Below are 14,940 nucleotides of genomic sequence, written 5' to 3' on the forward strand. Positions count from 1 at the left end.
GTCCTTTTTATGTATCTTGATAGAAAGGATTACCTTGAAACCGATTACAAAACCATTACCCCTCATCGGGCTGTTATTGACCATGCCTGCGTTGGGTGTAGAAGATGACAACAAAGCCGTTGAACTCTCGGAAGTTGTGGTCAGCGCAGACTTTCGCCCCAGTACCGCACAAAAAACAGCTGTCAGCCTGACCGAAATTGACAGAGAAACCATAGAGTCACGTGGCGCGCAACACTTGGAAGAAGTGCTTAACTTGGCACCCAACGTTGGTTTTGCCAGTGGCGCTTCTCGGGGGCAGTTTTTTCAAATACGCGGCATGGGTGAAGACAGTCAGTATTCATCTCCAATAAACCCTTCAGTTGGGCTGATTGTCGATGGAATAGACTTTAGTCGTATTGGCGGTGCCGCAACGCTGTTTGATATTGACTCGGTAGAGATTTTACGTGGTCCACAGGGCACCAAATTTGGTAATAATGGCTTAGCAGGCACCATTAATTTGCGTAGTAAAGAGCCTACCAAAGACTTTAAGATGCACTTTGAGTCTGCCGCAGGTAATTATGATACGCAAAATGTTGGTTTTGCTGTTGGCGGCGCTATTACAGATGATACCTTGTTGGGAAGACTTGCCGTTTACAACCATCAATCAGATGGTTATGTTAAGAATGTATATTTAGGTCGCGATGATACCCAAGACCAAAACGAGCTGACGCTACGTGGCAAGTTAAAATGGCTAGCTACCGAAAATTTAACTGTAGATTTGACCTATCTGCATTTAAACATTCACAATGGCTACGATGCTTTTACATTGGACAATAGCGGCAAAACAAGATCGAATCAGCCAGGTTCTGATAACCAAGAAACGAATGCGCTAGCGTTAAAAGCTAATTGGCAAGCGTCTGATGCAGTGATTATTCAATCACAAGTCAATTACCTTCATTCAGACGTACTATACAGCTACGATGCAGATTGGACCGCTGTACCGCCGGATTATTTTGAGAGTTTTAACCGAAAACGTGAGAACTACTCTTTTGATGTTCGTGCGCTCTCTGATAAACCAGGTCGAATCTTTGGCGGGACCACAGATTGGACAGTCGGTTTATTTCATTATAACCAAAAAGAAAACTTTCAAATCAATTCCAATTATTATGCTGACCCCAACTCGGGCGGCCATTATGAAACCAACAATACTGCGCTTTATGGTCAACTAGATACTTATTTGACCGAAAAATTAACGTTGACCAATGGTCTGCGTCTTGAGCATTTCAAAGCCACTTTATCTGATGCAACAGGTTACGATGATGCCTATAACCTAGTGAATATCGATAACACTTCTGTTGCTGAAAATCTATTCGGTGGAAAAATTGGATTGAACTATCAAGCCAATCAAGACCATTTGCTTTACACAACATTGTCGCGTGGCTTTAAAGCTGGTGGTGTTAATAATGATGGCCGACTGAACAGTGAGCAACGCAATATCAAGCAGGAATATAACATCAGTCTCGAGACGGGTATTAAATCCAGTTGGTTTAACAAAACGTTGATTACAACATTATCTGTGTTTCGCACAGAGCGAAATGATGCCCAGATCAAGTCTTCCAAGGCTCTTGGTAGTGGCCCATTCCTAGAATATATTAACAATGCTTCAAATGCGACTCATCAAGGCTTGGAAGCGAGTTTCGATTGGTTTGCAACTGACAAACTACGCATCCTGGGATCATTGGGTCTACTGGATGCCAAGTTTAGAAACCATATCGCAAACGGAGTGAGTTTCGATGGTCGCCAAGTATCAAACGCTCCCAGATACACATTTAACTTGGGTTCTGAGTTCTATGCGAATGAAAACTTGACGTTGCGCGCGAATGTAGAAGGAAAAGACGAGTTTTATTTTTCAGACAGTCATAATGCAAAATCTAATGCTTATGCGCTTGTGAATGCAAGCCTCGATTATAAGCATGACAAACATTGGAAGGTCAGCGGTTGGGTACGGAATTTATTTGACAAAGAGTATGCCGCTCGAGGATTTTACTTTCCTAACAACCCAGCGAATAACTACACGGTTAATGAAAAATATATTCAATACGGTCAACCACGCGTAGCCGGTATTACCGTCAGTTATGATTACTAAAATGTTGCCAGAGCAAGAGCTCGCCTGATGAAAGGAGCGCTAAATGCGTATTTCAGTCGATATTAGTTTGTACCCTTTAACCGAGGGCTATGTAGAACCCATTCTTGAGTTCATAAATAAGCTCGAAGCCAATGAACATCTGGTCGTCAAGCGTAATAGCCTGGCGACGCAGGTGTTTGGCGAGTATCGCGACGTGATGGATTGCCTGGATGCTGAAATGGAGGCGGTGTTTAATGCGTTGCCGCACAGTGTATTTGTGATGAAGTTTATTGGTACAGACAGGGCCGATGTGGTTGATGTATAGACCTTCTCATTAATCTCTTGCGTGTTTATCGATCATGAACCAAGATAATTTCCAGCCCATCCTGACTGCATTTCAACAAATGTCCAATTGGGAAATCGCCGCGGCTTTGATGGGCGTGGCCTATATTTTGCTGGCGGCAAAAGAGTCACAATGGTGTTGGCTGTTTGCCTTCTTCAGTACTCTGGTATACACCATGCTGTTTTGGGAAGGTCAGCTTCCCATGCAAGCGCTGCTGAATTTTTACTATATTGGCATGGCGATTTATGGTTTTTGGGCATGGCATAAACATGGTGCTAAAACTGATACATTACAGATCAGCCGTTGGCCATGGCTTTGGCATGTTGGTTTTATTGCTGTAGGAGTTGTTGTGAGTGCTTTGGTCAGTGCCTATTTGCAAAAAACCGGACAATCGCAAAGCCCGATGTTAGATGCTTATACGACGGTTTTTTCTGTGATGAACACCTGGCTGATTGCCAGGAAGGTATTGGAAAACTGGCTATATTGGGCGGTGATCGATGGCGCTGCCACGCTCTTGTATGTGCAAACAGGCTATTACGCTACGGCGGCTTTATTTGTGCTGAATACGATTCTGGCGATTGTCGGCTTTATCAGCTGGGTGAAGCTTTACCGGCAACAAAAAGCTTAAACAACTCATCATGATGGTGAACGGATTGCAGCATTTATATTTGCTGCATCCATTTTTCCAAATCAGTCTCACCTAATATATTCATCAAAAACAACAGCAACTGATAGCAGGATTTGTCTGCTCCATGCTCGGGCCAGTTGTGTGTTTGAATATAGTGCTGTTTGAATAAAGCCAATTGCGTGGGTGTTAATACATATTCAAGCAGCACTAGATCCAGCGCGCGTGGTGCGATGACAAATGCATCCAGATCAACCAAAGCCAAATCATTGGTGCCTGAACGGAATTGGTCCCAACGTAAATCCAGCATCATCGGCACGAATTCGGTTTCGCGGATATTTTCTGCGTTCGCTAATACTTCAGCCAATAACGTTTTATCAATCAACGTGCCTTTTTGCTTGGCCAGAAAAGTAATTGTTTGGTGCAAGCGGCCGGACCATTCAATGGCAGGCAACTTTGGCGCATGCAGCTGGCCCCAGCTGGTGTAAGTGCATTGATGCAGTTTTACAATATGCTCGGCTAACTGTATTACCCAATCATCAGCAATAAGTTCAGCATCTAAATCCTTGCCGGCTAAAAAACGGGTAAGCACAAATCGTTGAGCATTGGCGGCGACAAAACCAGGCACTGTCAGTGCACCGTTTTTCTGCAAAAAATGATGCGTTAGATGGATATCGCCCAGGCTGTCAGGGAAGTTGGCTGCAAATAAATGGTTTGCACCTAGCCAGAAGTGAGAGCTTCTAATGGTCGCTTCATGACACACTTTCAGCACCATTTCGCCATCCGTCGTTTGGCAATAAAACAGCTGATGCGTACTATCCTCAAACTTGGCTTGGATGGGATTAGGCTCGGCAACCAGTGTAGGCAAACTGGCTTGTTCGGCGGGAGTGAGTAGGGGATAGGTAAACATTTAAGCGAGTCATTTTAAATCATCAGACGGTTTAAATCATCTGATCATCGCGATGCGTCTACCTCTTGTAGGTAGACGCCGTGACAAGTCAGGCAGATGAGACCCTTAGCCCAAATCAATCAGTAACTTCTCGAATGCATCCGCTGGCATTGGTTTGGCGAATAAATAGCCCTGGCCAAAATCGCAATGTATCTCTTCGAGCAAATGCAATTGCGCTTCAGTTTCTATGCCTTCCGCAATCACTTTAATCTTCAGTCTATGCGCCATCTCAATAATGGCTTCACAAATCGCCAGTTCGCTGGAGTCTGGCGCCAGGTTGGCCGTGAATGAACGATCAATCTTCAAATAGTCGACGTTGAATTTTTTCAGGTAGGACAAAGAAGAGTAACCGGTGCCAAAGTCATCAATGGCGATATGAATGCCGGCATTGTGAAATCCCATCAGTTTCTCTTCAATATTGCCGACCAGGTCCATCAGCACCCCTTCGGTAATTTCAATCACGACGCACTTGGTCGGGAAATGAATATGATCCAGCAGACTAATCCAGTTATGCATCATTTCTTCATTCGCTTTGAATTGCACCGGCGATTTATTGACGGCAATTTCAAAGTCGCGCCCCAGCAGTTGTTTAAATCTGGCGCCTTGTTTGACGGCTTCTATAAATACCCAGTTACCAATTTCATGGATAGTGCCGTAGTGTTCGCAAATGGGGATAAAAATATCCGGGCTGATATACCCCAGTTCCGGATGTTTCCAGCGTAGCAAAGCTTCTGCTTTATTAATGCGGCCGCTGGAGAGCTCAATAATGGGCTGGTAGTGCACAGAAAACTGTTTGCGTGACAATGCCTGGCGCAAGTCGGTAGACAGGCGAATGCGGAAATCTGACTCCTGCTGCATAAGCTTGGTGAAAAAACGATAGCAGCCACGTCCGGCGTTCTTGGCCACATACATGGCCTGGTCTGCGATTTTGAGCAGTTGTTGCGCATCGGTGGCATCTTCAGGGTAAATAGCAATGCCGACACTGGCCGAGATAAAAGCTTCTTTTTTCACCGTGATAAATGGCTCTGACAAGTGGTTGATAATGTTTTGTGCAATATGCGCAATCATCATATTGTCGTGGGTATCACTCAGAATCACGGTGAACTCATCGCCGCCGAGGCGGGCGACGGTATCGGATTTGCGCACACAAGCAACGATGCGCGCCGCGGCTTCAATCAGCAACGTGTCGCCGACATTGTGGCCGTGCGTATCATTAATCTCTTTAAAGCGGTCGAGGTCGATAAACAGCAGGGCACATTTCTGGTGTTCCCGTTGCGTCATTTTAAGGGTCTGTTCCAGACGGTCCTGAAATAGTTGCCGGTTAGGCAGCTTGGTCAGCTGGTCAAAATTGGCCTGTTTGAGTATCAACGCCTCTGCATCTTTGATGGCAGAAATATCAGAAAACAGGCCGACGCGTCTATGTACTGCGCCGTCAGCCTGGTAAGAGGTGTTGATCGTTAGCCAGGTAGGGAAAGTAGCGCCATTCTTACGTTTGCTCCAGACTTCACCTTGCCATTGTCCACAGGCCTGAATGGCCTGGCTTTGCGCGGCATAAAAAGGGGCATAAAAAGGGGCATCGTGCTGATCTGAGCGCAAGAGGGTGATGGATTGCCCCTTGATTTCCTCCAGCGCATAGCCCGTCATTTTAGTAAATGCGGGGTTGATTGCCAAAACCGCGCCATAGGCATCTGTGATGGCCATCGCCTCACTGCTGTTGGTATAGACCAGGCCCGCCAGCTTCAGCTCTTCTTCTGCCAGTTTTCTTTCGCTGATGTCTTGCACCGCGCTGATGTAATACAGAGGTTGCTGTTGATCATCGCGTAATAAATGCACTGACAAATTCACCCACACCACTTGCCCCATTTTATGCAGGTAGCGTTTCTCTACAATATATTGGTCAATGTCGCCGTTTAACAAATGCGCAATGGTTTCCGCTTCCTTGATCAGGTCATCAGGTAGCGTAATTTGCTGGTAAGTCATGTGTTGCAACAGGATGTCGTCCTGGCTGTAACCGATGATGCGGCAAAATTCGCGGTTGATTTGCAAAAAACGGCCAGATAAATCCACTTGTGCAATGCCAATCGCAGCGTGTTCAAACACCGCCCGGAATAAGGCCTCGCTATCCCGCAGGGCTTCCCTGGCCTGGTCTCTTTGCTCGGTGGCCAGGCTGGAGTGGTAAATATGGTAGAGGCTGAGCTGGATGCTGTCGCGGAACTGGCCAATCAGCTCTTTCACCACCTGGTCATAATGGTTTTCCTTGGTGTCCAGAATGCAAATGGTGCCAAACACCTCGCCATTCGGCCAGTTAAGCGGTAAGCCATAATAAGAAATCATGCCCAGGGCGACATCTGGATTTTGTTCCCAGCCCGGGCTGGTCAGCGCATTCTGGATCAGCAGTGCCTGGTGGTTGCTGATCACATTTTCACAATAGAGGCCTGTATTTAAACTGGCATGTTCACCCTGATGATAAACATTACCTTCGCTATGGCTGGATACAAACACTTCTATCTCGTGCGCATGCGCGCGCATGATCAGTGCTGCAGGAATATGGGCAATATAAGCGAGCAAGTCTGTGGTGATTTGCCAGCTCTGCAGTACCTTTTCGGGCACATCAATATCGTCCAGGATGGAATATTGGGGCAAGGCCCCGGATACCTGATTGATCATAACTACCCCCAATACTGTTCGTAGTCATTTTTGTATGGCATGACACACGTCTTTATTCTTTTTCGGCAAGAAACAGGAATTTCTTTACGTGTGTTAATCACATTATGTGCTTTAGAAATCGCATAATCAATGTGGATTAAGATGGGAGAAGTGAAAAGATTTGATAAGAAATAGTCGCTTTCACTGATTTAAATCAGAGGTCAGACATGTGTTAAAAAGATTGAACTGTGACGCATAATCCGCAAAAATAAGCGCTGGCATGATGTTGTCAGTGCCATGTATTTTTCCCAAGCATCGTCTGCATGTTTATCCCATGACAAAGGAGCCGCTATGAGCCAGATCAAAGTAGAAAAACCGAGTGCCATGACCCTGGCTGCTTTGGGGGTGAAGCAATGGCCAACCTGGTCGAAAGAAGTGTCGACCTTTACCTGGCAATACAGCAGCACTGAAATTGCCTATATTCTCGAAGGCGAAGTGACGGTGACGCCAGCTAATGGTGCACCAGTGAGTTTTGCGGCAGGGGACCTGGTGACGTTTGCCAGTGGCCTGGATTGCGTGTGGGAAGTGAAGAAGCCGCTACGCAAACATTATCATTTTGAGTAGCTTGTTTGCTTAGAGCTCACTCAGGGCCTGTGTCAGGGCGGCAGTTTGTGCGTCGTCTATGGTTTGGCCATGGCAGGCAGAAATCAGGAAACTGTCTTCTACACGGTTGCCCAAGGTGTTGATTTTTGCATTGTGTAATTCGATGCCATGGTTGAGAAACACCAGCGCCATGCTCGCCAGCAAGCCTGGTCTGTCGTTAGCAATAACATCCAGTTGCTGAAATGCCACCTGGCCTGGCGCCGGATGCGCATCTACCGGGCGCAGATTGACTTGTGTCGGGATGGGCATGTGTTTGACCTGGCGGCTGACACGTCCGCGTATCGGGTCGGGCATGGCCTGGGCACTGAGCAGTTGGTCGTTGAGGCCTTGTTCAATATGCTTGAGCAGTCCGTTATAACTGATCTGGCGTGTGTCTGGTTCCAGCACGATAAAGTTATCCAGCGCGTAGCCATGCGCCGTGGTGTAAATTTTGGCCTGCACAATGTTGTATTGCATGCTGTCAAAAAAGTGGCAGATACGGGCAAAAATCTCTTTCTGGTCGCGACTGTAAATCATGACTTGTATACCGTCACCTTTAGGGCTGAGCCGGGCCCGCACAATCGGTTTTTCAGCACGCAGGTGCGGGATCAGCAAGCGGCTTTGCCAGGCGATTTCGTCACTCTCAAAGCGGCTGAAATAGCCGCTGCCAAAGGCTTGCAACAACGGTTGTACCGAAGCCTCTTTCAGGTTGAAACTGCTGAGTTTTTGTAGCACTTCCTGTTTGCGCAAACTCAGTTGCGCTTCGGTATTGAGTGATTGCTGTAATACGCGGCGTGTTTGCAAAAACAGGCTTTCCAGTAACTTGGCTTTCCAGGCATTCCACACGTTCGGGCTGGTGCCGCGGATATCGGCCACCGTGAGTAAATACAACGCAGTCAGGCGATATTCCGAGCCGACCATCTGTGCAAACGCTTCAATCACATCCGGGTCGGACAAATCACTTTTCTGCGCCGTACTCGATAGTTTTAAATGCGCTTCGACCAGCCAGGCCACCAATTCGGTATCGGCTTTGGCTAGCCCCAGCTTTTGGCAGAAGCGTCTGGCATCAATGGTGCCCAATTGTGAGTGATCACCGCCACGGCCTTTGGCAATGTCGTGAAAAATTGCGGCTAAATATAGCAAATGCGGCTGGCTGAATTCATTAAACAGCTGGCTGCATAGCGGAAACTCATGGCGCAGGTCTGGCTTGGCAAAGCGGCGCAAATTACGCAAAACATTGAGCGTATGTTCATCAACGGTGTAGACATGAAACAAGTCATGCTGCATTTGCGCAATGACGCGGCCAAATACCGGGATATAGCGGCCAAGGATGCCGTAACGGTTCATACGGCGCAGGCTGCGGTGTACGCCTTCACGGCTTTGTAGTATCTGCAGGAACAAGGCTTTATGTGCAGCATTCTGCCGGAAGCTGCGGTCGATCAGTGGTTGCGCATCCTGCAAGGCTCTTACCAGTGTGGCGCTAAAGCCGGTGATGGCCGGGTGTTGCTGTAATAGCTGAAAACAGCGCAAGATGGCTTCAGGCTTGCGCTGGAACAAGTCTGGCATTTGTGCGTTCAACAGGCCTTGTGACAATGTGAAATCCTGGTCTATCACGCTGGGCGCTTCGGTCGGCGGGCTCACACGCGCGTGCATGCGTTTGAGCAGCACTTCATTCTCAATCATGATCGCCCTGGCGCTGCGGTAAAAGCCTTGCATCAGTTGTTCACTGGCGCGTTTTTGTGCCGTGGTTTTATAGCCCATTTGCTCGGCCAGGGTATTTTGAAAATCAAATACCAGGCGGTCTTCGCGGCGTTTGGCCAGTAGATGTAAGCGGATGCGCAGGTTTTGCAGCAAGCGCTCGTGTCGCTTGAGCTGGCTGGCCTGGCTGCGGTTGAGCAGACCAGCATGTACCAGATCGTTCCAGTCATTGCCCAGCCCCTGGCTTTGTGCGACCCACAAAATCATATGTAGGTCACGCAGTCCGCCCGGACTTTCCTTGATATTGGGTTCGAGGTTGTAAGCTGTATCGTGAAACTTGGCGTGGCGAATTTGTTGTTCACGCAGTTTTTCGGCAAAGAAACGCGCTTGGTCCAATTGCGTGTGCAATGACTGCATCAGGCCGCTGAAGGTTTGGCGCTGACCGGTCAGCCAGCGTGCTTCCAGCAGGTTGGTCATGATGGTAACGTCCAGCTTGGCTTCGTCCAGACATTCTTGCAAGGTACGCACACTGTGGCCTATATTCAGGCCAATATCCCATAAGGTGCCAATCAGCGATTCGACAGCGGTTTGTAGCTGGCTGTCGCTGTTTTCCGGCATCAGGATCAGCAGGTCAATATCGGATTGGGGAAACATGTCGCCACGGCCATAACCGCCAACGGCAATCAGGCTGACACTGGCCGGTAAAGCATAACTGCGCCAGAGATCTCGCAGCAGTTGGTCCAGCACACGGCTATGTTGTTGCAGTAAGGTTTTTGCTTGCGGATTGGCCTGGTAGGCATCGGCAATCTGCTGGCGCGCCAGTTGGAGCGACTCGCGCCAGTGCTTGAGTTGTTCCTTGCTAATCACTGTCATGTAGCAATGGTCACCATCGTCAGGTGTTTACAGGGCTGGGCGCGGTGGCGTACCGGCAGACACGGTCATGATTTCAAAGCCATCTTCGGTGACCAGCACGGTGTGCTCCCATTGTGCTGACAGACTACGGTCTTTAGTGACCACCGTCCAGCCATCTGACATGAATTTGATGTCACGACGACCGGCATTAATCATGGGTTCTATGGTGAAAATCATGCCGGGTTTGAGTGTCAGGCCAGCCCCAGGTTTGCCGTAGTGCAGCACTTGTGGCTCACAATGGAATTTTTTACCAATACCGTGGCCGCAGAATTCGCGCACGATGCTGTAACCATTCTTTTCGGCAAACGATTGAATGGCGTAGCCGATATCACCCAGCGTGTTGCCGGGTTTTACTTTCTCAATGCCGCGCCACATGGCCTGGTAGGTCAGTTCGCACAAGCGTTTGGCTTGTGGCGTCACGCCACCTACCATAAACATGCGTGAGGTGTCGCCGTGATAACCGTCTTTGATAACGGTAATGTCGAGGTTGACGATATCACCTTGTTTTAGCTCTTTTTCGCTGGGCACACCATGGCAAATTTGCTGGTTAATGGAGGTGCAGATTGATTTGGGATAGGGCGTATGACCATCCGGCGCATAGTTGAGCGGGGCAGGAATCGCCTGTTGCACGTTGACGATGTAATCGTGACACAACTGGTCTAGCTTATTGGTCGTCACGCCAGCCACAACAAAGGGCGTAATGTAGTCAAGCACCTCGGAGGCCAGTCGACCGGCGATGCGCATTTTTTCGATTTCTTCGGGGGTGTGCAGAATGATTGCCATATGCTGATGACCTTACAAAACCGGATTTTTCAGGATCCGGCTTGGGAATCAATAACTAAAATGTCATTCTAACATAGGCATTTATCAGTCACGACTAAAGAAACATGCCTTTTGTGGCGTTAAACTTAATGATTGCATTCAAACGGATATACCCTAAAAACAAACAGGCGCTGATTTGTGCGATTGATCACAACATCGCATGCGGCGGCAATGTTTTATACTCGGGCGCATGAATCAAGCTGGAGCGAACAGATGGTGACACTCACCGAAGCAAGGCAACACCGGACCGTGAATGGCTGGGTCGCTTTTTTAAAGCAGGCAGATATCCCGGTATTGCGGCAAACCGCCAGGGAGCTGACTGCGCTGCAAGAGCGAGGGGACGACACGGGTGCACGAGACATTACACGCGTGGTGATTAATGACCCACTGATGATGTTTAAAGTGCTGACCTATGCCAACAATCATCGCAGCCGCCACCAGTTACAAGACCTGGTACAGGTGGAGCAGGCAATTATCATGATGGGTACCAGCACCTTTTTTGCCGAGATTCCTGCTGTGCCGCATGTCGAAGATGTATTGAACCAGCATGTGCCTGCCTTGGTGGATTTGCTTAAACTCATGATACGTGCACACCGTGCCGGTTATTTTGCGGCCGAATTTGCCTCACATTTGATGGATTTGCACGCAGAAGAGTTGCGTGTGGCAGCTTCATTGTACGACTTTGCCGAAATGCTGATGTGGTGTTTTAATCCAGAAGCGATGGGTGAAATCAGCAAGCGCCAGGCCGCCGATAAAACCTTGCGCAGTCGTGTCGTGCAGCAAGAAGTACTTGGTTTCCGTATCCTGGAGTTGCAGGCGGAACTGGTGCAGGCATTTAACCTGCCATCGCTGTTAAACGATTTAATGGATGAACAGCGTGCGCATCTGCCCAGGGTGCGCAATGTGCAACTGGCCGTCAACCTAGCCAGGCATTCTGCTGATGGTTGGGCCAATGCGGCCCTGCCAGATGACTACAAAGATATCGCCCAGTTACTACATGTGGATGTTGAGCGGGTAATGCATATTGTGGGCGTGCCGCACTAATATTCCCAGCGCTGTCGCACTAGTATTCCCAAAGCTTGATCAGGCATCTGTGGCGCGTTTTGCCAGTAGGTCGGTAATCGCCTGATGCACCTGGTCAATCACATGTTCCCACGGCTCTGTAGCATTTTGCCTGAATAGCCGCATGCCCGGATACCAGGGGCTATCTTCACGCTGTTGCAGCCAGCGGAAATGCGCCTGCTGTGGCAACAATAACCACACCGGTTTGCCCAGTGCCGCTGCCAGATGCGCGACCGCTGTATCCACCGTAATGACTAGATCCATTTGCATGATTAGCCCGGCCGTCTGTGTAAAATCAGTCAGTGCCGGGTGATGGCATTCCAGCATCGGAAAACGCTTGAGCATGATGTGGTCTTCACGCCGGAACTCTTTTTGCATACTGTGCCATTCGACTTCCATTTGCAGTAATGGCGCCATCAGGTAGAGCGGAATGCTGCGTAGCTTGTCATATTTATTATCCGCATCGCCACACCAGTTGAGGCCGATACGCAAACGTCTGGTCGGCCCCAGCAATTGTTGCCACGGTTGGCTATGCCGCTCGTGAATGGCGAGATAGGGCAGGTTGGCAGGCACCGTGTCGATCAGGGTTTTAAAGACCGCTGGCAGGCTGAGCATCGGGCAATACACATCAAAATGCGGTAAAGGACGGCCATCCTGGCGAATCACCAGAATACCGGCATCCTGCGCCCAAAACTCATTTAACAGATCAAACAAGGCCTCGGGCACCGCGATAATCATCTGGTTAGCTTTGAAGACCTTGATCAGCGGGATATAGCGACAGTATTGCAAGGTGTCGCTCAGCGTCATTTCAGCCAGGATAAGGATGGTTTTGCCCACCAGCGAGCCGGTTTCGCGCCATAACAAGTCTGTGTTTGGTCGCTGTTTGTCAGGGAGTACCTCAAAGCGCGAGGCATACATGGGCCAGCCAGTCTCATATTCGCCCCTGGCCAGTTTGAGCATACTCAGGTAATAGCGTGCTTGTGCGTGTTGAGGCGCATGCTGCAAAGCCGTTTCGAGGCAGGTATAGGCTTCGTCCGCATCGCCATTTTCATATAAGGCCAGCCCCAGGTTGCAGTAAGACGAAGCATAGCCTGGGTTCAATTGCAGCGCTTGCCTGAAATCGGCGATGGCCGCTGGATATTGGCCAAGCTGACAAAGCACCACGCCACGGTTGTTATACGGCACCGGCAAATTCGGCTGGTAGGTAATCGCATCGTTAAAGCTATCCAGCGCGGCTTGTGTTTTACCCTGGAGTTGCAGCATCAGGGCGCGCTGATGATAGGCCTCAGCAAAGTCCGGCTGGATATTGATCGCCTGCTGCATGCATTGCAGGGCCTCATCGGTTGCATGCAACTGCTGGCATAACACACCCAGGCGATAGTGAAAGTGTGCGTGTTCAGGATGCGCGGCTACCGCTTGCCTGAGCATATTGGCCGCTGGTTCCAGCTGTTGTGCTTGCAGCATCAAGTCGACACATTCGCTGAATGCCTGTGATTGTTGTGGATCTAACTTGGTTGCAGTACGCAGGCGTAAAATCGCTTCTTGCGTGCGCCCCATATTTTTCAGTGCGCGGGCGTCGAGAGAATACAGTTGTGCCTGTTTTGCATCCAGGGCAATCGCTTGTTTATAACATTCATGCGCCGCTTTAAATTGCTGCGTGCGCATATGCAGATTGGCCAGTTGCACATGCAACTCGAGTATTTTGGGCTGCAGGCTAATCGCTTGCAGTAAATACTGCTCAGCGGCATGAAACTCCTGATTCTTTAACATCAGGCCAGCCAGTTTCTGGTATGCGTCCCAGCGCAGCGGGTCGTCAGCAATTAGTTTGAGCAGTTTTGCAATGGCTTCATTATTCATGGGAGAGACTGCAACACTTCAAACGTTTGCGTATGACCTTAAAATGACAGATGGCGGATTAAGGTACAATAAGCGGCTTAAAGCGTCAACGGCCAAACGGTCATCAGGCTCACTTTTAAGTCATTTACGTCTAAAGGGGAAATCAAGCAATGCTCATCAAACTGATCATGTACGGACTGATATTATGGTTGGCCATCTGGGGTTATCGCCAGTATCAGCAGCCCTCAAACCGCGTCAGTGTCGGCATGAAAGCGCCGGATTTCAAGTTGCCGGATGCGCAAGGTAATACGCGCCGGCTGGCTGACTGGCAAGGCAAGTGGTTGATTCTGTACTTTTATCCCAGAGATGATACGCCAGGCTGCACGCGCGAAGCCTGCCATTTTCGTGATGATATCCAGCAAATCCATGCCATGGGGGCGGAAGTCGTTGGCGTGAGCGTAGACACTGTTGCCAGCCATGCCGAGTTTGCACAAAAACACCGTTTATCGTTTCCCTTGCTGGCCGACACCAATGGCCAGGTGGCAGATGCCTATGGCGCGTTGTTTAACCTGGGCATATTGCAGGCCGCCAAACGCATGACCTTTATTATCGATCCGCAAGGCATGGTTGCGCAGACCTATAGCAACGTCAATCCGGATGGACACAGCCAAGCCATTATTGATGACCTCAAACGGTTATCCGCATTTTAAGAGGTTTTTATGCAAGCACTTTCCCTCATCGTCGCCCATGCCGACAACCGGGTGATTGGCCACAATAACCAGTTGCCCTGGCACTTGCCAGAAGACCTCAAACGCTTCAAGCAACTCACCATGGGGCATCATATTATTATGGGCCGTAAAACCTATGAATCGCTGGGACGGCTGCTGCCGGGGCGCACTACCGTGATTGTGACGCGCGATACTGAATATGTGGTTGAAGGCGCGAAAGTCGTTCACTCATTGCCGGAAGCGTTGGCGGCGTGCGCAGGCGATGATGAGCCATTTTTGATTGGCGGGGCAGAGATGTACGTCCAAGGTTTGCCTTATGTCACGCGGCTATACATTACGCGCGTGTATGCGCATGTCGGCGGCGATGCGTTTTTTCCTGAGATGGAGATGCATGATTGGGCGTTGGTGAGCGAAGAGGGGCATACCTCGGTGAATGGCTTGTATTATAGTGATATGGTTTATCAGCGGCGCTGATTTGGATGAGTTGATTAAGGGAGCCTTTGGGAAGGTCATTCTTTCATCGTAAGGTTGGGGGATTGCTTTTCGCCTTTTTGGCGAGTTACTTTTCTTTGC

The 14,940-nt window shown here is 49.2% G+C and carries 12 protein-coding genes; 7 read left to right on the forward strand and 5 right to left on the reverse strand.

What is annotated here, in order from left to right; genetic code table 11:
* Nucleotides 1–34 precede the first annotated feature (34 nt).
* The 3 genes from B3355_RS02535 to pnuC are packed head-to-tail and all read left to right on the forward strand — an operon-like array spanning nt 35 to nt 3,075.
* On the forward strand, nt 35–2,125 hold the full coding sequence (locus B3355_RS02535; protein ID WP_292779865.1) for a TonB-dependent receptor: 2,091 nt from the start codon (nt 35–37) through the stop codon (nt 2,123–2,125).
* Between the two features lie 43 nt (nt 2,126–2,168).
* Nucleotides 2,169–2,429, forward strand: a complete 261-nt coding sequence (locus B3355_RS02540) for a YkoF family thiamine/hydroxymethylpyrimidine-binding protein (RefSeq protein ID WP_047518390.1) — start codon at nt 2,169–2,171, stop codon at nt 2,427–2,429.
* Between the two features lie 34 nt (nt 2,430–2,463).
* Complete coding sequence (gene pnuC, locus B3355_RS02545) at nt 2,464–3,075, forward strand: nicotinamide riboside transporter PnuC (RefSeq protein WP_047518389.1); 612 nt, start codon at nt 2,464–2,466, stop codon at nt 3,073–3,075.
* Nucleotides 3,076–3,109: 34 nt separating this feature from the next.
* Here the strand turns inward: pnuC and B3355_RS02550 are convergent, their stop codons facing one another.
* Nucleotides 3,110–3,982 carry a hypothetical protein gene (locus B3355_RS02550; protein WP_292779868.1) on the reverse strand — a complete coding sequence of 291 codons (873 nt, stop codon included), beginning with the start codon at nt 3,980–3,982 and terminating at the stop codon, nt 3,110–3,112.
* A 105-nt stretch (nt 3,983–4,087) separates the two neighbouring features.
* Nucleotides 4,088–6,688: a putative bifunctional diguanylate cyclase/phosphodiesterase gene (locus B3355_RS02555; protein WP_292779870.1), complete on the reverse strand. Its 2,601-nt coding sequence runs from the start codon at nt 6,686–6,688 to the stop codon at nt 4,088–4,090.
* A gap of 330 nt (nt 6,689–7,018) precedes the next feature.
* Here B3355_RS02555 and B3355_RS02560 point away from each other — a divergent pair, with 330 nt between their 5' ends.
* Nucleotides 7,019–7,291 carry a cupin domain-containing protein gene (locus B3355_RS02560; RefSeq protein ID WP_024929850.1) on the forward strand — a complete coding sequence of 91 codons (273 nt, stop codon included), beginning with the start codon at nt 7,019–7,021 and terminating at the stop codon, nt 7,289–7,291.
* Between the two features lie 9 nt (nt 7,292–7,300).
* Here the strand turns inward: B3355_RS02560 and B3355_RS02565 are convergent, their stop codons facing one another.
* Together B3355_RS02565 and map are read right to left on the reverse strand one after the other, a co-directional pair.
* Nucleotides 7,301–9,880, reverse strand: a complete 2,580-nt coding sequence (locus tag B3355_RS02565) for a [protein-PII] uridylyltransferase (protein WP_292779874.1) — start codon at nt 9,878–9,880, stop codon at nt 7,301–7,303.
* Between the two features lie 27 nt (nt 9,881–9,907).
* Nucleotides 9,908–10,702 (reverse strand): type I methionyl aminopeptidase, encoded by a 795-nt coding sequence (map, locus tag B3355_RS02570; RefSeq protein WP_024929852.1) that lies wholly within the window; start codon nt 10,700–10,702, stop codon nt 9,908–9,910.
* A 252-nt stretch (nt 10,703–10,954) separates the two neighbouring features.
* Here map and B3355_RS02575 point away from each other — a divergent pair, with 252 nt between their 5' ends.
* Nucleotides 10,955–11,785 carry an HDOD domain-containing protein gene (locus B3355_RS02575; protein WP_292779876.1) on the forward strand — a complete coding sequence of 277 codons (831 nt, stop codon included), beginning with the start codon at nt 10,955–10,957 and terminating at the stop codon, nt 11,783–11,785.
* A 39-nt stretch (nt 11,786–11,824) separates the two neighbouring features.
* Here B3355_RS02575 and B3355_RS02580 read toward each other — a convergent pair whose 3' ends face one another.
* Entirely contained in the window at nt 11,825–13,660 is a 1,836-nt protein-coding gene (locus B3355_RS02580; RefSeq protein ID WP_292779878.1) for a tetratricopeptide repeat protein, read from the reverse strand.
* A gap of 149 nt (nt 13,661–13,809) precedes the next feature.
* Between B3355_RS02580 and B3355_RS02585 the strand changes: the two genes are divergently transcribed.
* Together B3355_RS02585 and B3355_RS02590 are read left to right on the forward strand one after the other, a co-directional pair.
* Nucleotides 13,810–14,349 carry a peroxiredoxin gene (locus tag B3355_RS02585; protein ID WP_024929855.1) on the forward strand — a complete coding sequence of 180 codons (540 nt, stop codon included), beginning with the start codon at nt 13,810–13,812 and terminating at the stop codon, nt 14,347–14,349.
* A gap of 9 nt (nt 14,350–14,358) precedes the next feature.
* On the forward strand, nt 14,359–14,841 hold the full coding sequence (locus B3355_RS02590) for a dihydrofolate reductase (protein ID WP_292779882.1): 483 nt from the start codon (nt 14,359–14,361) through the stop codon (nt 14,839–14,841).
* Nucleotides 14,842–14,940 lie beyond the last annotated feature (99 nt).

The organism is Methylophilus sp. UBA6697, assembly GCF_002454655.1.
In the GTDB taxonomy this organism is placed as follows: Bacteria; Pseudomonadota; Gammaproteobacteria; order Burkholderiales; family Methylophilaceae; genus Methylophilus.